The sequence below is a fragment of the Maribacter confluentis genome (assembly GCF_030505015.1).
Classification (GTDB): Bacteria; Bacteroidota; Bacteroidia; order Flavobacteriales; family Flavobacteriaceae; genus Maribacter; species Maribacter sedimenticola.
The window spans coordinates 1,730,203-1,755,228 of the sequence record NZ_JAUKUC010000001.1; the positions used below are offsets into that span (position 1 = coordinate 1,730,203).

General features: G+C 37.8%; 24 protein-coding genes. 12 read left to right on the forward strand and 12 right to left on the reverse strand.

Features of this window, described 5'->3' with window-relative positions; all coding sequences use genetic code 11:
• The first annotated feature begins 136 nt into the window (after positions 1–136).
• Both Q2T41_RS07575 and Q2T41_RS07580 read left to right on the forward strand, forming a co-directional pair.
• Entirely contained in the window at positions 137–1,501 is a 1,365-nt protein-coding gene (locus Q2T41_RS07575) for a sigma-54-dependent transcriptional regulator (protein ID WP_304435587.1), read from the forward strand.
• Positions 1,501–2,847, forward strand: coding sequence for a sensor histidine kinase (locus Q2T41_RS07580; protein WP_304435588.1), 1,347 nt, complete (start codon positions 1,501–1,503; stop codon positions 2,845–2,847). The genes Q2T41_RS07575 and Q2T41_RS07580 overlap by 1 nt, the downstream gene beginning before the upstream one ends.
• Before the next feature lies 1 nt (position 2,848).
• Here Q2T41_RS07580 and Q2T41_RS07585 read toward each other — a convergent pair whose 3' ends face one another.
• The 5 genes from Q2T41_RS07585 to Q2T41_RS07605 are packed head-to-tail and all read right to left on the reverse strand — an operon-like array spanning position 2,849 to position 6,317.
• Positions 2,849–3,193 carry an MGMT family protein gene (locus Q2T41_RS07585; protein ID WP_304435589.1) on the reverse strand — a complete coding sequence of 115 codons (345 nt, stop codon included), beginning with the start codon at positions 3,191–3,193 and terminating at the stop codon, positions 2,849–2,851.
• A gap of 14 nt (positions 3,194–3,207) precedes the next feature.
• Positions 3,208–3,834 carry a LysE family transporter gene (locus Q2T41_RS07590; RefSeq protein ID WP_304435590.1) on the reverse strand — a complete coding sequence of 209 codons (627 nt, stop codon included), beginning with the start codon at positions 3,832–3,834 and terminating at the stop codon, positions 3,208–3,210.
• A gap of 4 nt (positions 3,835–3,838) precedes the next feature.
• Positions 3,839–4,507 carry a tRNA (guanosine(46)-N7)-methyltransferase TrmB gene (gene trmB, locus Q2T41_RS07595; protein WP_304435591.1) on the reverse strand — a complete coding sequence of 223 codons (669 nt, stop codon included), beginning with the start codon at positions 4,505–4,507 and terminating at the stop codon, positions 3,839–3,841.
• A 52-nt stretch (positions 4,508–4,559) separates the two neighbouring features.
• A complete protein-coding gene (locus tag Q2T41_RS07600; RefSeq protein WP_245838911.1) occupies positions 4,560–5,630 on the reverse strand; it encodes a sensor histidine kinase in 1,071 nt (356 codons plus the stop codon).
• Positions 5,631–6,317: a response regulator transcription factor gene (locus tag Q2T41_RS07605; protein ID WP_089260845.1), complete on the reverse strand. Its 687-nt coding sequence runs from the start codon at positions 6,315–6,317 to the stop codon at positions 5,631–5,633.
• Positions 6,318–6,501: 184 nt separating this feature from the next.
• On the opposite strand from Q2T41_RS07605, the gene Q2T41_RS07610 reads away from it, so the two are divergent.
• The 6 genes from Q2T41_RS07610 (at position 6,502) to Q2T41_RS07635 (ending at position 14,116) form a co-directional block, all read left to right on the forward strand.
• Positions 6,502–9,327 (forward strand): TonB-dependent receptor, encoded by a 2,826-nt coding sequence (locus Q2T41_RS07610; RefSeq protein WP_304435592.1) that lies wholly within the window; start codon positions 6,502–6,504, stop codon positions 9,325–9,327.
• Between the two features lie 41 nt (positions 9,328–9,368).
• On the forward strand, positions 9,369–11,423 hold the full coding sequence (locus Q2T41_RS07615) for a beta-helix domain-containing protein (protein WP_304435593.1): 2,055 nt from the start codon (positions 9,369–9,371) through the stop codon (positions 11,421–11,423).
• A gap of 335 nt (positions 11,424–11,758) precedes the next feature.
• On the forward strand, positions 11,759–12,100 hold the full coding sequence (locus Q2T41_RS07620) for a hypothetical protein (protein ID WP_304435594.1): 342 nt from the start codon (positions 11,759–11,761) through the stop codon (positions 12,098–12,100).
• 146 nt (positions 12,101–12,246) lie between these two features.
• Positions 12,247–12,555: a T9SS type A sorting domain-containing protein gene (locus tag Q2T41_RS07625; protein WP_089261254.1), complete on the forward strand. Its 309-nt coding sequence runs from the start codon at positions 12,247–12,249 to the stop codon at positions 12,553–12,555.
• A 183-nt stretch (positions 12,556–12,738) separates the two neighbouring features.
• Complete coding sequence (locus Q2T41_RS07630; protein WP_304435595.1) at positions 12,739–13,062, forward strand: T9SS type A sorting domain-containing protein; 324 nt, start codon at positions 12,739–12,741, stop codon at positions 13,060–13,062.
• A gap of 76 nt (positions 13,063–13,138) precedes the next feature.
• Entirely contained in the window at positions 13,139–14,116 is a 978-nt protein-coding gene (locus tag Q2T41_RS07635) for a LuxE/PaaK family acyltransferase (RefSeq protein WP_304435596.1), read from the forward strand.
• Here Q2T41_RS07635 and Q2T41_RS07640 read toward each other — a convergent pair.
• From Q2T41_RS07640 to tyrS, 3 genes are all read right to left on the reverse strand, one after another.
• Positions 14,113–14,562 (reverse strand): hypothetical protein, encoded by a 450-nt coding sequence (locus Q2T41_RS07640; protein ID WP_144802849.1) that lies wholly within the window; start codon positions 14,560–14,562, stop codon positions 14,113–14,115. The genes Q2T41_RS07635 and Q2T41_RS07640 overlap by 4 nt on opposite strands.
• Positions 14,563–14,631: 69 nt before the next feature.
• The gene (locus Q2T41_RS07645; protein WP_304435597.1) at positions 14,632–14,937 is read right to left on the reverse strand and encodes a hypothetical protein; all 306 of its coding nucleotides are present in this window, start codon (positions 14,935–14,937) and stop codon (positions 14,632–14,634) included.
• 319 nt (positions 14,938–15,256) lie between these two features.
• Positions 15,257–16,555: a tyrosine--tRNA ligase gene (tyrS, locus tag Q2T41_RS07650; RefSeq protein WP_304435598.1), complete on the reverse strand. Its 1,299-nt coding sequence runs from the start codon at positions 16,553–16,555 to the stop codon at positions 15,257–15,259.
• Between the two features lie 104 nt (positions 16,556–16,659).
• Here tyrS and Q2T41_RS07655 point away from each other — a divergent pair, with 104 nt between their 5' ends.
• Positions 16,660–17,670: an NAD-dependent epimerase/dehydratase family protein gene (locus Q2T41_RS07655; RefSeq protein WP_304435599.1), complete on the forward strand. Its 1,011-nt coding sequence runs from the start codon at positions 16,660–16,662 to the stop codon at positions 17,668–17,670.
• 3 nt (positions 17,671–17,673) lie between these two features.
• Here Q2T41_RS07655 and Q2T41_RS07660 read toward each other — a convergent pair whose 3' ends face one another.
• Genes Q2T41_RS07660 through Q2T41_RS07670 form a run of 3 tightly spaced genes read right to left on the reverse strand, consistent with a single transcriptional unit; the run spans position 17,674 to position 20,142 of the window.
• On the reverse strand, positions 17,674–18,078 hold the full coding sequence (locus Q2T41_RS07660; protein ID WP_304435600.1) for a DUF4296 domain-containing protein: 405 nt from the start codon (positions 18,076–18,078) through the stop codon (positions 17,674–17,676).
• Positions 18,075–19,412: a dihydroorotase gene (locus Q2T41_RS07665; protein ID WP_304435601.1), complete on the reverse strand. Its 1,338-nt coding sequence runs from the start codon at positions 19,410–19,412 to the stop codon at positions 18,075–18,077. Before Q2T41_RS07665 ends, Q2T41_RS07660 begins: the two co-directional genes overlap by 4 nt.
• Before the next feature lies 1 nt (position 19,413).
• Entirely contained in the window at positions 19,414–20,142 is a 729-nt protein-coding gene (locus Q2T41_RS07670; RefSeq protein ID WP_304435602.1) for a polyprenol monophosphomannose synthase, read from the reverse strand.
• A 128-nt stretch (positions 20,143–20,270) separates the two neighbouring features.
• Between Q2T41_RS07670 and Q2T41_RS07675 the strand changes: the two genes are divergently transcribed.
• The 3 genes from Q2T41_RS07675 to Q2T41_RS07685 are packed head-to-tail and all read left to right on the forward strand — an operon-like array spanning position 20,271 to position 23,355.
• Positions 20,271–21,950, forward strand: a complete 1,680-nt coding sequence (locus tag Q2T41_RS07675) for an ArnT family glycosyltransferase (RefSeq protein ID WP_304435603.1) — start codon at positions 20,271–20,273, stop codon at positions 21,948–21,950.
• The gene (locus tag Q2T41_RS07680; protein WP_304435604.1) at positions 21,950–22,603 is read left to right on the forward strand and encodes a DUF4271 domain-containing protein; all 654 of its coding nucleotides are present in this window, start codon (positions 21,950–21,952) and stop codon (positions 22,601–22,603) included. Before Q2T41_RS07675 ends, Q2T41_RS07680 begins: the two co-directional genes overlap by 1 nt.
• A gap of 8 nt (positions 22,604–22,611) precedes the next feature.
• Positions 22,612–23,355 (forward strand): uroporphyrinogen-III synthase, encoded by a 744-nt coding sequence (locus Q2T41_RS07685; protein ID WP_089260858.1) that lies wholly within the window; start codon positions 22,612–22,614, stop codon positions 23,353–23,355.
• Between the two features lie 51 nt (positions 23,356–23,406).
• Here Q2T41_RS07685 and pckA read toward each other — a convergent pair whose 3' ends face one another.
• Positions 23,407–25,023, reverse strand: a complete 1,617-nt coding sequence (gene pckA, locus Q2T41_RS07690) for a phosphoenolpyruvate carboxykinase (ATP) (RefSeq protein WP_304435605.1) — start codon at positions 25,021–25,023, stop codon at positions 23,407–23,409.
• Between the last annotated feature and the right edge of the window lie 3 nt (positions 25,024–25,026).

Sequence of the window (25,026 nt, forward strand, 5' to 3'; positions counted from 1 at the left end):
TATTTACATCATAATTAAATTTAATATTAATTTATCAGTGTAAAAATGTTGTACAGATATTGTCAAAATTTTTTACAGTGATATGAAAATACAAACTTCTATGTGTAGATTTAAATGAGTTAAAAAGAATGTAACCATGATCGATGCAAAGATTCTTGTAATAGATGATACCAAAAGCGTGCTCAGCGCTCTTGAGATTTTGCTACAGTTTGAATATAAAAGTGTACAAACCATTTCTAACCCAAATTTACTTTCATCTTTTCCTAACCTTAAGGAAATAGATATCATATTATTGGATATGAATTTTTCTGCCGGAGTGAATACCGGTAACGAAGGATTGTATTGGCTGCGAGAAATCAAGAAAAAGGCTCCGCACATATCGGTTATTATGATGACGGCCTATGGTGCCGTTGAGCTTGCAGTAGAAGCCATTAAAGAAGGGGCAACAGATTTTGTATTGAAACCTTGGAATAACGAACGACTTTTAACTACGGTAAAATCTGCCTACGAGCTTAGAAAATCACAGAAAGAAGTACAACACTTAAAACAGAAAGAGAGTAACCTAAAACAGGTTATCAATCAGAATTCCAATTACATTATTGGTAATTCAAAAGCACTTAATAGTGTACTGAGCCTTGTGCAGAAAGTTGCCAAAACCGATGTAAATATTTTAGTAACCGGGGAGAACGGTACTGGAAAGGAACTTATCGCCAGAGAACTTCATAAATCATCTGCCCGAAATAATGAGGTTTTTATTTCGGTGGATATGGGGTCTATTTCCGAAAATTTATTTGAGAGCGAACTTTTTGGCCACGTAAAAGGCTCCTTTACAGATGCCAAAGATGACCGTGCCGGTAAGTTTGAAGCTGCCAATGGAGGTACTTTGTTCCTAGATGAAATAGGAAATCTTTCTTTGCAGATGCAAGCCAAATTATTATCGGTCATACAAAACAGAGTGGTGGTACGGGTAGGATCAAACAAACCCATACCTGTAGATATAAGATTGGTATGCGCAACCAATTGTAATTTAGAACAAATGGTGGCAGACGGACTTTTTAGAGAAGATCTGTTATATAGAATAAATACCATTCAAGTACAGGTGCCTGCATTAAGAGATAGAGATAATGATGTTTTGGTATTGTCTGATTTCTTTTTGAAAAAATTTGCTAACAAATACGGGAAGCCTAGTTTAAAAATAAACCAAACGGCACAAGAAAAACTAATGGCCTACCCCTGGCCAGGCAATGTACGGGAGCTTTTACATACCATGGAACGTGCCGTAATCTTATCTGAAGGCAATGTACTACAACCGACTGATTTTTTATTGGACGCGAAACCAACCGTTGCTATGGAAGCCGGACCAAAAACCCTTGAAGAAATGGAATTGTTGATGATAACCAAAGCCCTTAACGACAATGACGGTAATTACAGTGCCGCAGCGGACCAATTGGGTATTTCCAGACAAACACTTTACAATAAACTTAAAAAATCAGGGAAATAATGGTCAGCAAAAGCATATACTACCAACTTGTATTTCGCATTGTTCTCATTGCTATTTGTGCACTTTGTACCGCTTTTCTTTTTTCTAAAGAACAGTATTTACTCGGTGTTATTTTAACCGTTGTATTTATAGGATTGGTGTACGCTCTTATACATTACGTAAACCAGACGAATAGAAAAATAGCCTATTTTTTTGATGCTATAAAAAATGAGGATTTCACCCTACGATTTCCCGAAAAACTAAGCGTAAAGTCTATTGAAGAATTGAACCATAGTTTGAATATGTTAAACAATATGATTCAAGATATTCACCTTAAAAAACAGGCGCAAGAACAATACTACCAAGAGATTTTACGACAAGCGGATATAGGTATTTTTACCGTCAATGATAAAGGGCACATTCTCTATGCCAACCCTACCGTACAAGATTTGCTCAATTACAGACCTTTAAACCATGTAAAGCAATTAAAGCAAATAGACCCTAGTCTTTATGGCTTGTTTGAAAATCTACAACCGTTTGAAAGTACTATACACTCACTTGGCAATGAACGAGGAAAAAAAGAGCTAACTTTAAAATGCACCCCAATTTCCATTGAAGGACAGCAACTCCTATTAGTCGTAGTTCATGATATACAAAAAGAATTGGATGACAGAGAAACCGATTCCTGGGCAAAACTTATACGTGTACTTACGCATGAAATCATGAATACCATTACACCAATAACCTCTATTTCTGAATCTATTTTAAAATACTTTAAGAAAGGAAATGAACTGACTACCCCAGAAGAATTTGGAGAACTACAAATAAAGAATTCCGCTAAAGGTCTTGAGGTCATTAAAGAGCAGGGTAATGACCTTATGAGTTTTGTACAGTCTTACCGTACATTTTTAAGTGTACCTGAACCTGACAGGGAACTAATACCAGCGACCAAAATTTTGGAAAAAGTACGCCTCCTACTACAAGAATATACCAATGCACACGACATCACTCTTGAGGTAACCGCAGAACCTGAAGATCTAGAACTGTATATTGATGAAAAACAACTTACCCAAATACTGCTAAATCTGGGAAAAAATGCACAACAAGCGTTAGAAGGTCAAGAAGAAGGAAAAATAGTGATCACGGCAGGTGAATCTCCACAAGGCAAGAAATATATTACCGTCACGGATAATGGCCCCGGTATTTCTCCTGAAATGTTAGATGAAGTTTTTGTTCCCTTTTTTACGACAAAAAGTACTGGTACCGGAATAGGGCTTAGTTTAAGCAAACAGATTATGCGTTTACATGGGGGATCAATACGTGTAACATCAAATGAAACAACGACGTTTACGCTAACCTTTCAATAGATTACAATTCTGCTTTAAGCTCAGTAAACGGATCCCAGAAATGTTTATCCAAATCCACTATTTGCAGATTTTTAATTTGAACACCTTCTGCCTCTAACAATTGTTGCATTAGGTTGGTGCCGTCAAAATGGTGTTTTCCGGTTAATATCCCAGCCTTATTGACGACCCTATGCGCTGGTATATCATCCATATTGTGAGATGCGTTCATTGCCCAACCTACCATTCTTGCACTGCGGGCTGCACCTAAATATTTGGCAATGGCACCATAGGAGGTCACGCGACCCTCTGGTATTAACCTAACCACTTGGTACACCCTTTCAAAAAAATTTTCATTTTCAGGTTTCATAGAATGACAAAGGTTTAATTAAACAATCTTAAGCAAGTAGTAATGAACAATAGTACCATTAATCCACTTAAAATGTAATTACTGTTCTTGGTAAAGGCGGTTGTTTTATGCTCCCACTTTTTAAAGTAGATGACGTACAAGTACATGGCCCAAAACGTTCCGCTACCCGCGGCAAGAATGAACAAGACCTCGTCCATAATCATATAGGTCATAAAACCTTGGGAATGAAAAACGGTATTCAACCCACTATAATAAGGAATTGCCAAAAGATTGATAAGGGCCAGAAAAATTCCCTTGGAGAAACTGTTGCGCTTTTTGGCATCGGTAATGATAAATGGCCTATTTACTTGTTTTCTTCCTTTTATAAAAAAGAAAATGGCCAATATAAAAAATACCAAAAGCGCTGTTTGCAACAATAATTCCACCACATGTTGGTTTCGGGAAATCAATTTTGCTATACGCACCGCAATATAGGTTTGCAGCATCACCGCAATGGCCACGCCCAAAGCAAAAATCAATCCGTTTGCCTTTCCTTTTTCTACACTGGTCTTGGCTGCATTTAAATTAAGCAGCCCCGGTGGCAACGATGCTAAAAAAGCGGCTGCGAAGGTAAATACAAATAAGGTTGGCAATTGTTGCATTTGATCAGTTTACCTTGAACCTAATAAAGGTAATAGGTTTTCCCTTTTCAAGATACTGATTTTCATAGAAAGTCTGTATTTCCAAAACCTCTTTGGGGCTTCCTTCATTCTTATACACATCATGGTTGGCATAGAGGACTTCCAATCCTAGTCCATGTAGCAGTCCTAAGGTATAACCGTGCATAAATTCACTATCGGTCTTAAGATTTACAGTACCGTTGGACTTTAAAATCTGCCGATACCGTTCCAAAAACGCCTTATTGGTCATACGGTGTTTGGTGCGCTTATATTTAATCTGTGGATCGGGAAAAGTAATCCATATCTCGGTAACTTCCTGTGCCCCAAAAATATGGTCAATCAATTCTATTTGGGTACGTACAAAAGCAACATTGGACAAGTTTTGCTCAATGGCCGTCTTGGCACCTTTCCAAAAACGGGCGCCCTTAATATCAATACCTATAAAATTCCTATCCGGAAATTTCTTCGCCAGACCAATGGTATATTCCCCTTTTCCACAGCCAAGTTCCAAAACTATAGGATTATCATTTTTAAAGTGTGCCTGCCATTTTCCTTTAAGCGAAAATCCGCCCACAACCTCTTCCCTAGTTGGCTGAATAACGTTTGAAAACGTTTCGTTTTCCTGAAATCTCTTTAATTTATTTTTGCTCCCCACAATTTTCTTATCAATACAAGGGCAAAGCTAAGAAAAAACAGAAGCTTAGCGCTTACTGCTTATCCTCTATTTGGGAAGAACTTTTCTCTAGGGTAAAGGAAAACTCAGAACCTACCTCAACTGCACTTTCCACGAAAATTTTCTCCCCGTGTGCCTCAATGACATGTTTTACAATGGCAAGGCCCAAACCAGAACCACCCTCACGCCTACTACCACTTTGGTCTACCCTATAAAAACGTTCAAAAAGCCTTGGAATATGTACTGCCGGTATTCCCTCACCATTGTCCGTGACCCTTACAATTACTTTATTCTTCACTAAATTTTCAACACTAATTTCCGTGGTACCTTTTTCATTTCCGTATTTAATGGAATTGACCAAAAGATTGGTCAATACCTGCTGTATTTTTTCTTTATCAGCATAAACCATAATGGGCTCCGGGTAAGGAATATCAAAGGTGAGGGTTATATTTTTCTTATCGGCCTTCATTTCCAACAGGTCAAAAACGCTCTGTATCAACTCTATGATATTGAACGATTGTTTTTCCAACCTAAGGTCCCCAACTTCCAATTTGGTAATAAGGTCCAGGTCTTTAACAATATAGATCAATCTATCAACCGCCTTATTCGCCCTATAAATATATTTTTTCCTGACGTTTTTATCATCGATCGCACCATCCAATAACGTTTCCAAATATCCTTGTACGGTAAAAAGCGGTGTCTTGAGCTCATGGGATACGTTGCCCAAAAAATCCTTACGGTACTCTTCCCGTATTTTTAAAGTATCGATTTCTATTTTCTTGTCCTTGGCAAATTTTTCAATTTCCGCGGTCAATGTGCGCATATCCGTGGTTACCGGATATGAGGGCAAAGTGGAAGACTCCAACAACTCCACATCATCATAGATCTTTTTGATCTTTTTGTAAATAAACTTATCTATTCTTATCTGTAGGGTCACGAAGGAGGTCACAAAAAGTGTAAGCGCGGTAACTATAACCACTACCCAGTTCAACTCATTGAACGACCACAGCAAAAAGGCCATGACCATTGTACTGATCAAAGCGATATAAACAGATGAGCGAAATGCAAATCGATATGATTTTTTGGAACGTACCGGCGCTGCCATTTATAGTACAAACTTATATCCTACCCCTTTTACCGTCTTAAAATGGTCCTCACCAATTTTTTCCCTAAGTTTTCTAATATGGACGTCTATGGTACGGCCTCCTACGACCACCTCATTACCCCAAACCTTGTCCAGAATTACATCTCTTTTAAATACTTTACTGGGCTTGGAGGTCAACAATGCAAGGAGTTCAAATTCCTTTCTGGGCAGAATAATCTCAACTCCTTTTTTAATGATTTTATACTCTTCCCTATTGATAACGATATCACCTACCTTAACAATATCCTCTTGGGCGTTTTCCTCGTTCTTAAGACGTCTTAAAAGTGCATTGACCTTACTTACCAATACTTTTGGTTTTATGGGCTTGGTAATATAATCATCTGCACCAGCATCAAAACCGGCCACTTGGGAATAATCCTCTCCCCTTGCGGTCAAAAAGGTTATGATGGTATTTTCCATACCAGGTGTCTTTCTTAAAATTTCACAAGCTTCAATACCATCCATCTCTGGCATCATTACATCTAAAATAATCAAGTGTGGCAATTTTTTCTTTGCCTTGGATACTCCGTCCGCCCCGTTTTTGGCGGTATATACATCATACCCCTCTGCAGAAAGATTATAAGCTACGATTTCAAGAATATCTGGCTCATCATCAACTAAAAGTATCCTAATATCCTTCTTTTTCATGGTTTTCTAATTGGATTGATTCGCTCAAAAGTAAAGATAATACTATTACAGAAACGTCTCTTAACATTGATTTAATGTAGTAACATTTAGGTAACACTAAAAAAATAAAGGTTTAACATGGGGGTAACCCGACCTTTACAACTACTGACGTCCTTTGCCGCTGATTAAAGAATAGAAATAACTGATGAACAAATTATTAATTTTTACATTCCTATTTGCGCTGGTAAATGTGACTGCACAGGATACCGGAAGCATTGTTGGTACATTAACGGACAAAGAAGTTAATGACGAACCCTTGGCATTTGCCAATGTTTTGATCAAAGGTACTACAAAAGGTACAACCTCTGATTTTGATGGATTATATGAAATATCCGGTGTAGAGCCTGGTATATACACAATTTCCTATAGCTATTTAGGATATGAAACGGTAGAAATACCCAATGTTGAGGTAATTGCGGGTAAAGTTACCACTATAGATGTACCCCTAAGTGCATCTCAAGGAGTTTCCCTTGACGAAGTAACCGTTACGACCGTGGCAAGAAAGGACTCTGAAACCGCTTTGTTATTGGATCAGAAGAGAGCCGTTGAGATAAAGGAAAGTATTGGCGCCGTAGAACTTGCGAAAATTGGAGTTTCCGATGCCGCAACGGCAACTACTAAAATCTCTGGAGTTACCAGTAGTGAAGCTACCGGGGATGTTTTCGTAAGAGGATTGGGCGACAGATATCTGTCCTCTACCTTAAATGGTTTGCCCGTACCATCTGACGACATCGACAAAAAGAACATAAACCTATCCTTATTTCCTACGCGTGTGCTCCAGAATGTGAGCATCAGTAAAACATACGGGGTAGACGGGTCCGCAGACCAAGCTTCAGGTAACATCAATATTACCTCTAGGGAATTGGCCGGGTCAAGCGAATTGGCCGTAGGAGTATCCGGCGGTGTAAATTCAAATGTGGCCAAAAGCGGTGTATTCGATAATTTCAAAATCTCGCAAAATTCAAAAAATACCACATTTGGATTTTATGACCAAAGCCTTACCACCCAACAGTTAATCACAAATCAAGGCTGGAATACTTTGCAGCAGGAAAACCCAATGGATTATTCCATGTCCATAACCGCAGGTAAAAAAATAGCGGAACAACTTTCTGTTTTCTTTACCGCTTCCCATTCACGATCTTTTGAACATAGGGAAGGTTTATTTAGACAATTTCGTTCCAACTTTATAGATGATACCATTACCGATGCAACTACGTATCAAAAGAAAATTGTTAATAGTGGCCTATTGGACATAACGTACTTGGCCAATGCCAAGAACAAGATAAAATCTAGTACATTTTTTGTAAACAAGCTAGACGAAAATGTTTTTGAAGGCGGGCGCAACGGGGAAGCTACTATTTTTGAGGAAACCAGTCCAAGTGAAGGTTTGTTCCAATTTATCAGGGACCAAAATACAAAGCAGACAAGATTGTTGATTACCCAGTTAATAGGTAGACACCAAATTGGTGAAAAAAATACTTTGCAATGGGCAGGTGGATATAACCTTCTAAATGCGGATGAACCAAACAGAATTAGGAACGAAGTCAATTTTGACCCAGATGGCACATTGGTGCAACTTGGTAGAAATGGCGGTTTTCAACAACGAAAATCAAACCAGAAAATAAAGGACAACGAATTCAGTGCCTATTTAAAGGATGAACTTAAGGTTATTGATGAGGAAAATAGAAACTTTAAACTCAACTTTGGAGTTTCCTACAGGAACAAGGAGCGTGATTTCAGCTCTGAGTTTGTTGGTTTAGAAGAAATAAATACCAATGCGGTCAACCCTACCTCTATTGACAATTTAGGTGCAATTTTTCGCCAATCATATTTTGATGCCGGACTTTTGGAAATTAATCTTTTAGGTTCCAATGCAAATGGTGAAAGAAAGGATATTTATTTGGGAACCCTAGATTCAAAAGCGGCGTTCTTCTCCTTTAACGTAGGTCTGGACCAATGGAATTTTGATGCAGGATTAAGATACCAGAGAGATGAAATAGATGTAACCTATGACATAGGCAACCTATCTCCAAGAACAGGTGAAAGTAATCAAGATTACAGCAATTTTTACCCTAGCTTAAATGTAAAATATACGATCAATGACCTTCATGCATTGCGTTTGGCGGTTAGCCGTACTATTACCCTTCCGGAATTCAAGGAGATCGCACCTTTCAGTTATGTTTCCCCAACAGGGCAGATTACACGCGGTAATCCAGATTTGATCGCTTCCAAGGATATCAACCTAGATTTAAAATGGGAATATTTCCCATCTGCGGGAGAATTAATTTCAGTAGCCGCTTTCTATAAAGATATCTCGGATCCTATCAACAGGGTTAGGGAAAGAGGTTCCGCCGGTATTTTCTCATATTTCAATTCTGGTGAAAAAGCAGAGATATTCGGTCTGGAAGCAGAGACCAAATTAGACCTTGTAAAACCGACCTTTAACGATGATGGCGATGCATCTGGTTATAATCTGAACATGGTTCTTAACGTAACCCGTATGTGGCACCAACAAGATCTAAAGGAAATATATAATGAGCAAGGCGGTCTACTAAGAAGCTTCCAATACAAAGGAATTACAGAGACCGATTTACAAGGCGCCTCTGATTGGATTTTTAACACCAGCCTAAATTATGATACGGCAGGTGACAATCCTTTTGCCATATCCTTGAACGCCAATTATGCATCAGATAAAATTTATTCTTTAGGCGTACCAACGGATCAAACCAATAGAGACATATTTTATGATGACGCTATTGTAGAAAAGGGATTTGTAGTACTAAATGCACAAATCAGCAAAGAATTTGGCGAGCATCTTAAAGTAAGCCTTTTAGGAAATAATTTATTGAATCCAGAAATAAAACAAACTCAACTCGTTCGCAATCCTGTTACAGAAATAGAGCAGGAACAAACTGTAAGTTCATACTCAACCGGCATGGGCATTAGCCTAGGTCTTAATTACAAGTTTTAATGCAAACCAATTAATAATTAGTAACCTTAACGATTTTTATTATGAAATTGAAAACGAGAAATTTTGTAAAAGTTTTTGTCCTAATGGCAGCAATGACATTTGTGAGCTGTAGCAATGATGACAACGATCCGGACGATGGTCCAGATGCAGTAACACCAACTTGTACCGATGGTATAAAAAACGGTGATGAAACAGGGGTTGACTGTGGTGGTTCTTGTACTGCTTGCGAAGATACCAACCCAGAAGAAAGCACTACTTTAACCGGACAATTATCCGAAGAAAGAACGCTGGATGCTTCTAAAACCTACACTTTAGAGAAAAACTACAGTATTGAAGCCGGTGGTAAATTAATTATCCCTGCAGGTACGGTAATCAATGCAACGGTGGAGTCCGGTGATGAAACCGAAACGTATATCGTTGTTCAAAGAGGTGGGGAAATAGATATCCAAGGTACTGCCGCGGCTCCCGTGATTATGCAATCTACAGGTGGAGAAGCCGGTCAATGGGGTGGTTTGGTCTTATTAGGAGACGCTACTACTACTGAAGGTGTTGACGCAACAGCAGAAGTTGGCAACTTTAAATACGGGGGGTCTAACGATGCCGATAATTCCGGATCCATTAGTTACTTGATCATAAAACATGCCGGTGCGCAAATTAATGCGGAATCGCAGTACAACGGACTTACACTTTACGCAGTAGGTTCTGAAACTACTATAGATAACGTAGCTATGATCGATGGGGACGATGATGGTGTTGAGTTTTTTGGCGGAACAGTTTCTGCTACCAACTTATATTTTGAAAACAACCAAGACGATTCTATCGATTGGACAGAAGGTTGGAACGGAACCGTTACCAATGCGTATGTACTGCATACAAAAGAAGGGTTTTCAACTGCGGTTGAAGCCGATAAAGCAAACGGAAATCCTAAGCTAATAAACTTTACGGCAGTTTCAACGGTAGGTGGTACCGCTTTGCAATTTAAAGCAACTTCCGGGGCAACAATTACCGGACTTTCTTTAAGTGGATATGCTACTTCAATAGACATGAAGGACAATGGTCCTTTGGCCAACGTAATCATAGATGGTGTAGCTGGCGACCCAGAAAATAGCTATAATGCCAATGCAACTGTAGATATCGCTATTTTTGATTGGGTAAATACAGATACCACTGTTGGAAGCAGTATTTTAACAGGGAACTTGACCAGTGACCTTACCTTAGATGCTAACATCAACTACTTATTGTCTAAAAACTATAGCGTTGAAGATGGTGCAACACTTACTATTCCTGCAGGTACCACCATTAGTGCTCAAGTGGAGTCAGGTGATGAAACCGAAACTTACATCGTTGTTCAAAGAGGAGGTAAAATTGTTATAGAAGGAACAGAAGCCGATCCTGTTGTAATGACCTCTACGAACGATAATCCTGGCGATTGGGGCGGATTGGTGATTTTAGGAGATGCCACTACTACAGAAGGTATTGATGCTACTGCTGAAGTAGGCGATTTCAAATACGGTGGCACTAATGATACAGATAATTCAGGTTCTATAAGCTACTTGATCATAAAAAATGCAGGTGCCCAGATTAATGCCGAGTCTCAGTATAACGGTCTTACTCTGTATGCTGTAGGTTCTGAAACTACTATTGACAACGTTGCAATGATCGATGGTGAAGATGATGGTGTTGAGTTCTTTGGCGGTACAGTTTCTGCTTCAAACTTATACTTCGAAAACAACCAAGATGATTCTATTGACTGGACAGAAGGTTGGAACGGAACCGTAACTACGGCTTACGTTTTGCATAATCAAGAAGGTTTCTCTACTGCTGTTGAAGCCGATAAAGCAAACGGAAATCCTAAGTTAATAAATTTCACTGCTGTTTCTACAGTTGGTGGTACAGCTTTACAATTCAAAGCTACTTCTGGAGCTACGCTAACAAACGTTAGTCTTTCTGGTTATGATACCAATGTTGACATGAAAGACAACGGACCATTAGAGAATGTCATCGTAGACGGTACAGCTCTTACTACCGTAGATGATGATGTTTTTAACGGTACTGCTGTTGATGTGGCTATTTTCGCTTGGGCAACTGGAAACTAAATTATCGCATATTTTTTAATAATAAGCCCGCAAATTGCGGGCTTATTTATTTACAATTAATTAATATCTAATTAACTGATTCATAGATTTTTAAAATTAATTTTAATAGAAACATATAATAGCTTTTATTAAATAAATTTAAGTTTTGTACTATGGAACGCCGTAAATCTATTCTATTTTGTGTCTTATTTTCTTTTTTAATTATATCGTCTTGCTCAAAAGAAGAAAATATAGACGAGTCAACATCTGATGAAATATTAACACCGATTTCTAATGATAATGCCTTTTTAATTCCTTTAGGAACACAAATCATAAAAGACTCATTGCAATTTACAATGAGACTAAAAGACTTTGATCTGGAAATCGATTTTAACGAAATTCACTCAATATCATTGTTTTTTAAAGACCCCAGTTCAAATGAAATGACACCTTTAACATATATCGATTTAGATAGAGACTATCGCATATATTATGAAGGGGGGAGCAATCTTGAGGAAATAAACTATACCATTTATATTGAAAATGCCGAAGGAACCGATTATTTTGATTCAAGTTTTGAACTTAAAAGCCTAACGATTATAGGCTTAAATATTTCCAAAACTAGAGATATTCCTGCAGGAACTATTGATTTTAGAGATTTTAATCAGTTAGTAGATTATTTTGATCTTGACGATTAATTCTTCTCTTATTTTTTAATAATAAGCCCGCAAATTGCGGGCTTTTTTGCATTTCATCGAAAAAATTAAAAGAAACGTGCTAGTCCCTTGACATTCAGGAATCAATATTCCTATATTTGTGGTATACATTTTGTATGTAAATGCGTATGAAGCATCTTTACCTCGTTATCTTTTTCCTATTTGTATCCTTCAGCTATGGGCAAAGTACCCAAAGCAATGGGGATATTGATGGTTTTAGCATGTACCCAAATCCGGTTACTACAGGTAAAGTTTTTATTTCAACCGACCTAAATGCTCCCAAGGAAATTTTTATCTACGATGTTTTTGGAACGGTATTGTTAAAAACAACCATATTGGGAAAAGAACTTAATCTTTCCGACCTTGATGCCGGTGTATATGTGTTGCGTGTTTTTGAAAAAGATAAAATGGCCACCAGAAAACTGATCGTAAAATAAATAGGTAAACTATCTCTATTTATTAAGCCATACCCCAATTACTACAATCGATTAAATACATAAAATTCCGATAAAGGACATTCCGTATCTAATTGACCTACATAATCTTAGCTTTCACAACATTTTCAAACCCATAGTTTAGCATATAAGTACCTTTATATTGTTGATCCCAAATCAATTAAAATGAAGAAAATCTACTTTTTGCTATTTATGGTACTTTCCTTTGGTGTTTACGCCCAAGAAACCATTGATATAAATCAATTACACAATGACGAAATTGCTGGATTTAAACTCTATCCAAATCCTGTAATAGCAGATGTGGTCTACGTAACTACAGAAAAAAACAATTTAAAGGAAGTTAGAATCTATGACGTTTTCGGTGAATTGGTGCTTACGGATAGATTGCACACCAAGGCCTTGAACATTTCCAGACTTTCTGCCGGTGTCTATGTTGTTCAGGTTACCGAGGACCAAAAAACCATTACCCGAAAGTTGATCGTTAAATAACGCCCCTTACAATATGCCCCCAACGAACCAATAAAATAAATTGGTTCAGTACCTTTGCTTTAAGCGGATATATTCCATGGAGCAAAATTCTATATTTACTATACGCAACCGCGAGGATTTTTTAGCCCACGCCCTGCGCATATTTTCATTTCAATACCACAATAACGTTATATACCGTTCCTTTTGTAATCATTTGGGCGTTGATACAGGTACCGTGACGAAATTGGAACAGATTCCGTTTTTACCCATAGAATTTTTCAAATCTAAAAAAGTAGTAAGTTCTACCGGCCACGAAGAAATTATTTTTACCAGTAGCGGTACAACGGGCAGCCAAACAAGCAAACATTTTGTTACCCACCTACAAGTATATGAACATAGTTATTTAAAGGCTTTTACGCATTTTTACGGCGCTATTGAGGACTATTGTGTACTGGCTCTCTTGCCATCGTATTTAGAGCGCACAGGCTCTTCGCTAATTTATATGGTTGAGGACCTGATCACAAAATCCCAACACCCAAAAAGTGGTTTTTTCCTGAATGAATATGATTGTTTGCACCAGTTGATTTTAGAACTGCAAAAAACCAATACCAAGCTACTTATCATTGGTGTTTCTTTTGCTCTTTTGGAGTTTACGGAAAAATATCAGTTATCACTCCAAAATACCATTATTATGGAAACCGGTGGTATGAAAGGCAGACGTAAGGAGCTTGTTCGCCAAGAGTTGCATCATTTATTAAAAGGTGGTTTTGGAGTATCTGAAATTCATTCCGAATATGGCATGACGGAGTTATTGTCACAGGCGTATTCTAAAGGTGAAGGTATATTCCATTGCCCTCCTTGGATGCAGGTACTGATTCGTGATACTGAAGATCCGTTAAGCTATCAAAAAATAGGAAAAAACGGTGGCATCAATATTATTGACCTGGCCAACATAAATTCTTGTTCCTTTATTGCTACCCAAGACCTTGGAAAAGTCAACAATGATGGCTCTTTTGAAGTAATTGGCAGATTTGACAACTCTGATATAAGAGGCTGCAACTTAATGGTGCTTTAATTCTTACTCAGCACATAATCAAGACCTGGACCATCACAAGCCATCCATAAACTGGAAATCATACTGGAAGTTCTATACATTAACAGTTCCTTATCATCACCTGTACAATTTGCCGCAAGAACATTTCCTGTAGTAAAGGTAAGTTCCAAATAATGTGCATCATCATCTTCAAACTCCATAACCTCAAAAGTTCCCTCGGCTATAGTATTGACTTCATCAACCGTACGCGATTTCAAAAAAGTACCTTCTGGGGTAAATATATAGTACTCTTGCCATGCCATATCACTACCAGTAGTTTCAGTATTTGCCCAACTTTCCGTCATTTTGACCAGCTCCCATTTTTGCTCAGAGAAAACAAATTGTGTTGATTCCAACCCAAAGTCATCCTCACTGGAACATGAAATCAATAGTAACAATACTAATGTAAAAGCAGCAAATTTTCCCATATGATGACAGTTTTAACCTATTAAGTAGATGCCTTAAAACAAAAACGTTGCGTAAAATTCGCCAATAAATTATAATCCTAAAATCTTAGCATCCACAAAAAAGGTAGAATTGACTTCCAGCTCGTGATCGGTACTCATTAATTCATCTGTAACCGTATTAAGACGTAAGGAAAACTCGTCTTTTTTTATATATTCCTTTAAATCGGCATCAGAAGTCAATAAGCTAATGGTATTACCGGCGTTTTCCGGAACTTCGTTCAAGTAAGCAATTTGTATTTCTTCCAAGCCTTCTGCAGAAATGAATACCTCAATGGAATTTAAAAAACTAAAATCAGAATCATCGGGAGAAAGAATGACCATTTCCAATTCTGTCAATACGATTTCCTCAATAAGGTCTTTTCTGGTATCGTTTACCGCAAATTTAGATTCTGAGTTTGTTTCGGTCTCCGGGTAAATACATCAAAAGGTAAATCTATACCCGCAGAAGAAGGTATGGTAGCGCGCTGGCTATATTCCATATCAAATTTTGTTAATTCGTCTAGTTTATCACAAGAAGAAAAAAGAGCGAGTAGACATATAATTGAGATATATTTTTTGATCATAGTTCAGGGGTTTTATCCTTTATAACGAAGTATCCCCTTAATTATTTTAAAAATTAAGGGGATACATATACGATATAAAAAAGAACTATTTGCTAATCATTGAATACCAGTACAAAATAATTTTTTTTACCTCTTTGCAAGAGTACAAACTTATTATTGATCAAGTCATTGGGCGTAATGAGATAATCTTCCTTTACTTTCTCTTTATTTACCGAAATGGAATTTTGTTTCAGTTCTCTCCTTGCTTCCCCGTTGGATCCCAAGAAACTGGTTTTTGCGGACAAGGCACCGATCATATCCAAACCATCAGTCAGCTCGGATTTTGAAAGTTCCGCTTGGGGGACCCCTTCAAAAATTTCCAAAAACGTTTTTTCGTTCAAGCCTTTTAAATCGGACCCAGTAGATCTTCCAAACAATATTTCACTGGCGCGAACGGCATTGTCCAAATCGTCCTGTGAATGAACCATAACGGTGACCTCATCTGCCAAACGTTTCTGCAGTAATCGTAAATGGGGGGCTTCTTGATGTTTCTCTATCAATGCTTCAATTTCCTGTTGGCCCAGGAAGGTAAAAATCTTTATATATTTTTCCGCATCGGTATCTGAGGTATTCAACCAATATTGATAAAATTTATACGGTGAAGTACGCTCTGCATCCAACCAAATATTTCCCCCTTCTGTCTTACCGAATTTTGTGCCATCTGCTTTGGTGATCAGCGGACATGTAAGCGCATAGCCCTTTCCACCGGCTATTCTTCTAATCAGTTCCGTTCCCGTAGTTATATTGCCCCATTGATCACTACCACCCATTTGAAGGCTACAGTAATGCTCACGATATAGGTGAAGAAAATCATAACCTTGTACCAATTGGTAGGTAAATTCCGTAAAGGACATGCCCTCCTTGGCTTCCGCGGACAACCTTTTTTTAACCGAATCCTTGGACATCATGTAGTTAACGGTAATATGCTTGCCTACATCCCTTATGAACTCTAAAAAAGAAAAATTCTTCATCCAGTCGTAATTGTTGACCAAGACCGCCGCATTATCTCCACCTACCGAAAAATCCAAAAAACGAGACAATTGTTCCTTAAGCGCATTTTCGTTATGACGCAAAGTTTTTTCATCAAGCAAATTACGCTCGGCAGATTTTCCCGATGGATCACCGATCATTCCTGTGGCCCCTCCTATCAATGCATAGGGCTTGTGGCCCGCCAATTGAAAGTGGCGCAACATCATGACACCGACCAAATGACCAATATGCAACGAATCTGCGGTTGGATCAATACCAACGTATGCAGCCTGCATTCCTTCCATAAGATGTTCTTCTGTTCCCGGCATTGCATCATGCAACATTCCACGCCATTGTAACTCCTTGACAAAATTTGTTGTCATCGTATTCTAAATTTTAATTGAAATGCAAATATAAATGGAATTCTTGCCAGTACACAGTAGAACAAAGCATGAATTTATCGGCTTGTATTCCCTAACTTTGAAATATGGTTTTAGTAACGGGAGGTACAGGTCTTGTTGGATCGCATTTGCTATTGAAATTGGCTATGCAAAATGTACCTGTACGTGCAATTTATAGATCAGTGGAAAAACTGGAACAGGTCAAAAAGACCTTTTCCTACTACACCACCAACGTTACGGCCCTGTATAATAAAATAGATTGGGTACAAGGGGATATTTTGGATATACCTTCCCTAGATGACGCGTTCCAAAACGTTACCCATGTTTATCACTGTGCGGCATTAATTTCCTTTAGTCCTTCCGATTTTAACATATTGGACCGTGTCAATAGAGAAGGTACTGCCAATATCGTTAACATGTGCATTGCCAAAAACGTACAAAAACTTTGTTATGTAAGTACTATTGGAACTATAGGAAGGACCTCCACCAGCTTGGCAGCAGATGAAGAAACGGAATTTAACCGACAATTTGCCAACCCTTACGCCATTACCAAACATTTGGCGGAAATGGAAGTGTGGCGCGGTGCTCAGGAACAAATACAAGTTGTAATCATAAATCCCGGTGTTATCCTTGGACCTGGCTATTGGGAAAATGGTAGTGGTTCGTTTTTTAAAACCGCCCATAAAAATTATTCATATTATCCACCAGGTGGTTCAGGATTTGTTGCGGTTGTAGATGTGACCGCTATTATGGTTCGGCTAATGAATACAGATATTCACGGCGAACGATATATTGTAGTAACTTCCAATAACACTTATAAGGAAGTATTGGAAATGATTTCAAGAGCAATGAACAAAAAGGCTCCTTATAAGAAATTGCAGCCTTGGCAACTTCAAATAGGTAAATATCTGGACCGTTTAAGACATTTACTAACAGGAAAGCCTAGAACCATAACCCACAGCACTATACACGGACTATTGCACCCTACCACTTTTGATAGTTCTAAAATTATTAAAACGTTGGATTATACATTTGAACCCTTGGAAAATTCAATTACATTTTCCTCCAGAATTTTCATGAAGGAACATGCAGAATAAGTTCTACTTATCAACAGCTTCCTTCTTTTTAGGTGCGTTTTTCAACAAATTTAAACTGTCCTTTACTTTTTTTGCGGTTTCCACCTGTTCCCGTTGTTGTTCCAAACTAGTCTCTACCTGTTTATAGAGCGATTCATAAACCAATGGTAACGAAGCGTAATAACGGTCACTATCCACAAACTGTGCGCTATCTATTTCATACTTTTCAAAAATAAACACCGTAGGTTCAATTCCATTATCCTTTAACTTCCCTAAATTGGTTCCCTTTGCCGCATTTACTATGGCCATGTCCTTAAGGATCAATACCATTTTTTCCTTAGGTATTAAATTATCTGGCTTTTCTATTAAACTTTCGGCACAGGATACAAAAACCAGCATCAATAAAACTATTCCTAGGTATTTTTTCATGGCCTATTATAGGTTAATCTTTTGGCATTCCTCATTTCTGAAAACTTTCCGTTGCTATACCCTAAATGGCCGTTAATAAAAGTATGGACCACTTTTGATGAAAACTCAACCCCTTCAAACGGAGACCATTGACATTTGTAGGCTATATTATCCTTGGTCACCTTCCAGGTATCATTTAAATTTGCAACCACCAAATCTGCGTAATACCCTTCACGGATATAACCACGTTTTTTTATCTGGAATAATATTGCTGGGTTATGGCACATTTTCTGTACAACTTTTTCTAATGAAATAACACCTTGTGAAACCTTCTCCAGCATTGCGGGCAACGCATGTTGTACCAAAGGACCGCCAGAAGGTGCCTTGGTATACACATTGTCCTTTTCCTCCAATAAATGAGGTGCATGATCGGTAGCAATGACATCCAATCTATCGTCTAAAAGTGCTTTCCATAACAAATTACGATCATTGGCCGTTTTCACTGCAGGATTCCATTTGATCAATGACCCTTTTTCATGATAATCTTCATTGGAAAACCACAAATGATGAATGCATACCTCTGCAGTGATCTTCTTTTCCTCTAACGGAATATCATTTCGGAACAACTCAGTTTCCTTACCGGTGGATAAGTGGAAAACATGTAAGCGTGCACTAGTTTTCTTTGCCAAAGCAATGGCCCTGGACGATGATAGGTAACAGGCTTCCTCACTTCTAATAATAGGATGGTATTTCATTGGGATATCATCCCCAAATTCTGCCTTGTACTTGGCCAGATTTTCTTTAATAGTAGTTTCATCCTCACAATGTGCAGAAATAACCATTTCCGTATTACAGAAAATATTTTCTATAACCTTTTCATCATCTACCAACATATTACCTGTAGAGGACCCCAAAAACAATTTAATTCCGGAACAGGCATTTTTATCCAATCGTTTTAACTCCTCTAGATTATCATTTGTACCACCAAATAAAAATGAATAATTGGCAAAAGATGAGTTCGCCGCAATTTGAAATTTTTCCTCAAGCTTTTCTATGGTGGTGGTCTGTGGCATAGTGTTGGGCTGCTCCATATAAGTAGTGATACCACCTGCCAGTGCCGCTCTACTCTCTGTAGCAATGGTTCCCTTATGGGTTAAACCCGGCTCCCTAAAATGCACCTGATCATCTATGACACCAGGTAAAATATGCAACCCCTGTACATTGACCACCTCTGCGTTGGCATCGGTAATATCTTTTGCAATCTTTATGATAATGTCATTTTCGATCAGGACGTCATTTTCGGCAATGATACCCTCATTTACCGTAATGCCATTTTTTAAAAGTATTTTACCCATATTAAAATTTATTTTTAAGAAAAAGACTTCTCATTTTCATCACAAACACCCCCCAAATAGCTTCACTAATTATCGATGAGCTCATTTTGGACTTGCCCAAAACTCGATCTCTAAAAATTATGGAAACTTCTTCTATCTTGAATTTTTTTAAGTAGGCCCTGAATTTCATTTCTATTTGAAAGGCATACCCAACAAAACGGACAGAATCCAAATCTATAGCCTCCAAGACCTCTCGTTTATAACATACAAAACCGGCCGTGGGATCATGCACCCGCATACCAGTGATCAATTTAACGTAAAAGGACGCCCCGTAAGAGAGTAACACCCTATACAGTGGCCAATCTACAACGTTGACCCCTTTTTTATACCTTGAACCCACAGCAACATCCGCCCCGTTCATACATGCCCTTTGCAACCTGATCAAATCTGAAGGGGTATGGGAAAAATCGGCATCCATTTCAAATATGTAATCATATCCCTTGTTTATTGCCCATTTAAAACCGTGAATATATGCCGTACCCAAACCTGATTTTTCTAACCTAGTTTCCAGAAATAGTTTGCCCAAGAATTCTGCTTGTAGCTCCTTAACGCGTTTTCCCGTCTGATCGGGAGAATTATCATCAACGATCAACACATGAAAATCTTTTTGCAAATCAAATACCGCCCTAATGATGGCCTCAACATTTTCAATTTCATTATAGGTGGGTATTATTACAAGACTTTTAGCCATATGTTGAGCAATATATTTTCACAAAAGTAAGGTTTTAATAGTCGTATTAAAACGGGCAATGCTACCTTTATGATTTTTTTAGACCGGGCACATGACCTTAAATTTGTAATTTTACGCACAAGTATCCTATGCGAATGTTAACAAAAATTCCAAAGCAATTCTATTTTTTTCTCGCTGTCCTATTTGTACTCAATCTTATACAATCCAATTTTACGCAGCTTATATTTGACGAAGCCTACTATTGGTATTATAGCCAAAATATGGCTTGGGGATATTTTGACCACCCACCAATGGTGGCATTAATGATTAAAATAAGTAGTTATTTCTTTGATGGGGAACTGGGTGTTAGACTGGTTAGTTGCCTATTATCGGCACTGAACATTGTTTTGCTATGGTTAATGATAGACAACCCCAAAAAAAACCAATACATTGTTCATTTCTTTGTTTTGGTCTTTTCCATGACACTACTCAACGCTTACGGATTTTTTACCTTGCCGGATACTCCGCTACTTTTTTTTACCAGTTGTTTTTTATTGACGTACAAGCATTTTATTAAAAATGAGAGCTTACCCTTAGCCATACTATTGGGCATATTTATGGCAGCACTGATGTACAGTAAATACCACGCTGTACTGGTCATTTTTTTTGTATTGCTTTCCAATATAAAACTAATTACCAAACCCTATGCTTGGCTGGCAGTACTTATTGCTTTATGTTGTTATGCACCCCATTTTTATTGGTTGTACGACAATGATTTTGTTTCCATAAAATATCATTTGTACGAAAGGCCCAACGGAGCGTATAGCTTTGAGAAATACACATTGGGCTTTTTTGTAAACCTGGTGGCCATTTTTGGCCTTACATTTCCCTTTATCTATAAGGCCCTTTTAAAGACCAAAAACACCAATTTGTTCAACAAGGCATTGATATATCTTACTTATGGGGTTATTCTGTTCTTTTTTATCTCTAGCTTCAACAGAAGAATACAGACCCAATGGATTATAATTATCTGCATTCCCATGGTTGTTATAGCGTTTAATTATATGTTGAACAACAAACAGGCATTGACATGGATATTTCGATTGGGATTAATCAATGTTATCTTAATTGCCTATTTAAGAATAGGACTTGTACATCAACCTCTTTTATTTAACTTTTATTACGAAAGTCATGGCAACATCGAATGGGCAGCCGCCATTAAGAAGGAAGCAGGCAACAGGCCCGTGGTCTTTGAAAATTCTTATCGAAATGCCCCCATGTATTCCTTCTATACAAATGGTAGCCCCACATTTTCACTAAATAACTATATGTACCGAAAAAATCAGTATAGTATAGACAATTCTGAAGACAACGTACGGGGAAAAGATGTGGCCTATATATCCAAATACCTAAATGACTTTTCATTTTCCTACCAAAGAGAAGATGGCGGACTTTATAAAGGTATATTTATTCCTAATTTTCAGTCTTTTAGAAAAGTGGAGTGTATTGTTGAAGAACAAGAGTTAACACTTACTACAGAAAAATCAATTGAACTATCTGTTTACAATCCCTATGAACAAAACATTTCATTGCAAGATTTAAAGTTTGGCATAACTTATATGGATGCGTATAAAACCCCTATACAGACATTGGGTATTACACCCACTGCCAATACCCCAAATACCACACAATTGCAAGCAAAGGACACTACAAAATTTAAATTTAGCCTGCCTACAACCAAAAATGAAAACATTGGTTATTTTAGGGTCGTCATTTCAGAAAACAATCTACTATTTGGATTGAATGGAAAACCTATCCCCATAAACTAATGGAACCGATCAACAGAACAATTTTACAGACAGATTGGATTACAATTACGTTGTTCACTAGTTTTATCTGCGTTCTGATCGCAAAAAGTTTTGATTATACACGCTTTGTCAATTTTATTATCCTGCCGTTCAACAACAAGTATATTACCATATACACCAAGAAAGAAAAACTGTTCAATTGGTTTCATATCCTAATAAGTCTCTTTCAAATTATTAATACTACGCTTTTTATTTATTTTATTTGGCGCGAATTTTTAAATACCGGGGTCGTAAAAAACCCTTTCTTATTTCCCATTTTGTTGGTCGTTATTTTTTTGTTCATCACCTTAAAGACTGTAGTACAATTGGCCAATGGCTTTGTGTTCAATTCCTACAAAACATTCAATGAATTGATATTCAAGAAATTGACCTACTTAAATTATTCCGGCATTGTGCTATGTATCGCCAATATATTTTTGACCTACGTGGCAATAGATCATAAAATCATCATTATAATTGGCTCAATTTTATTTATAGCAATCAATATAATAGGCTGGTTGACAGTACTCAGGAATTATCAAAATTTTATTAGCTCCTATTTCTTCTATTTTATTTTGTACCTTTGCGCACTCGAAATTGCACCCTTAGTTATAATGGGAAGCTTTCTTAAATAGTGCACCGTATGAAAGTAAAAACGATTTTAGTCTCTCAACCAGAGCCGAAAATGGATAATTCTCCCTATTCCAAACTTATTGAAAAGGAGAAAGTAAAGGTTGATTTTAGGCCATTCATTCATGTAGAAGCGGTAGATGCAAAAAATGTGCGTCAGCAAAAGATAGATTTAAACGATTTTACCGCAATGATACTGACCAGCAGAAATGCGGTAGATCATTTTTTTAGAATTGCCGATGAAATGCGTTTTAAGGTTCCGGATTCCATGAAGTATTTCTGCCAGTCCGAAGCTGTCGCCTATTATTTACAAAAATATGTAGTTTACAGAAAGCGAAAGATTTACGTAGGCAAGCGTTTATTTACAGATCTTGTACCCTTGATCAAAAAGTATAAGGATGAAAAATTCCTTCTGCCCTCTTCTGATGCCCTAAAGCCAGAAGTACCGGAAACTCTAGAATCATTAGGTATACATTGGAAAAGAGCTATTTTTTATAAAACGGTCATAAGCGACCTTTCTGATCTTAGAAATGTTTATTATGATATTCTGGTTTTCTTTAGTCCGTCCGGTATAGAATCCTTACTTCAAAACTTCCCTGATTTTGACCAAAAGGATACTAGAATCGCCGTATTTGGTAATTCTACAGTAGAGGCCGCTACAGGTGCAGGTTTACGTATTGATATAAAGGCACCAACGCCTGAGACACCGTCCATGACAATGGCATTACAGAAATATATTACCAGCGTAAATAAATAAAATTTCCATCGAATTCATATAAAAAGCCTTGCATTAGCAAGGCTTTTTATTTTAGAAAGCATATCGTTGTGGACCTCCACGCCGTATCTCCTCACTGGCATAACTTTCATATTTTTTAAAGTTTTCCCTAAAAGCATTGGTAAGCTTAAATGCTGTGGTGTAATATTTTTCATCATTGTTCCAAGTTGCCCTAGGACTTAAAACTGAAGTAGGAACACCAGGACATTCCCTAGGTTGCGCAACACCAAACACAGAGTGTATGTGGTATTTATCATACGAGTAAAGACCAAGCTCACCATTTAGTGCCGCCGTAATCATTGCTCGCGTATATTTTAACTTCATTCGGGTACCAACGCCGTAAGGACCTCCTGTCCACCCCGTATTGACCAACCAAACATCCACTCCTGACTCTTTCATTTTCTTACTTAACATTTCTGCATACTTAGTGGGGTGCAACGGCATAAAAGGTGCACCAAAACAGGCAGAAAAAGAAGGTACCGGTTCTACCACACCGGCCTCAGTACCTGCAACCTTGGCCGTATAACCAGAAATAAAATGGTATGCAGCTTGGCTGGGGGTAAGTTTTGATATAGGAGGCAATACCCCAAAAGCATCCGCTGTTAAAAAGAATATATTTTTGACGTTTTTACCAATAGAAGGCAACTGTATATTATCAATATGGTGAATAGGATAACTAACCCTGGTGTTCTGCGTTATGGAAGTATCGGTAAAATCCACATTGCCCTTTTCATCCAAAACCACGTTCTCAAGTATAGCGCCTGGTTTAATTGCCCCAAAAATTTCAGGCTCCTGTTCTTGGGAAAGGTTGATGACCTTGGCATAACACCCACCTTCAAAATTGAATACGGTATTTCTGCTGGTCCATCCATGTTCATCATCACCAATTAATTTTCTGTTGGGATCGGTTGACAAGGTTGTTTTTCCAGTACCCGATAATCCAAAAAATATAGCGGTATCACCCTCCTTACCCACATTCGCTGAACAGTGCATGGGCAACGTCTCCTTATAAACGGGAAGAATAAAATTCAATGCCGAGAAAATTCCTTTCTTTATTTCACCCGTATAACCTGTCCCACCTATCAAGGCGATTTTTCTAGTAAAATTTAAAATAGCGAAGTTATGTTGTCTAGTTCCATCTGTTGCTGCATCTGCCATAAACCCCGGAGCATTTATAACCGTCCATTCCGGTGTAAAATCATCTAGTTCAGAGGCAGTTGGTCTCAAAAACATATTATATGCAAACATATTGGACCAAGGGTATTCATTGATTACCCTAATATTTAGCCTGTAATCTTGATCTGCACACGCATAACTGTCACGCACAAAAAGCTCTTTTTCGTTTAAATAATCAATGACTTTAGCATATAAAGCATCAAATTTTTCACTCTCAAACGGAATATTAACCGGTCCCCACCATACCTTATCTTTCGTAATATTATCTTTTACGATGAACCGGTCCATGGGAGACCTGCCCGTAAACTCTCCCGTATTTACCGCTAATGTTCCATTACTGGTTTCGACACCCATATTTTTATCTATGGTTGCCTTTTGAAGTTGTTCCGGCTCTTCTTGATAATGAAAATTGGCGTTTAAAATCCCATATTGTTTTAAAGAAATGGTATTCGCATTTGTTGCTGAGCTTTTCATGTT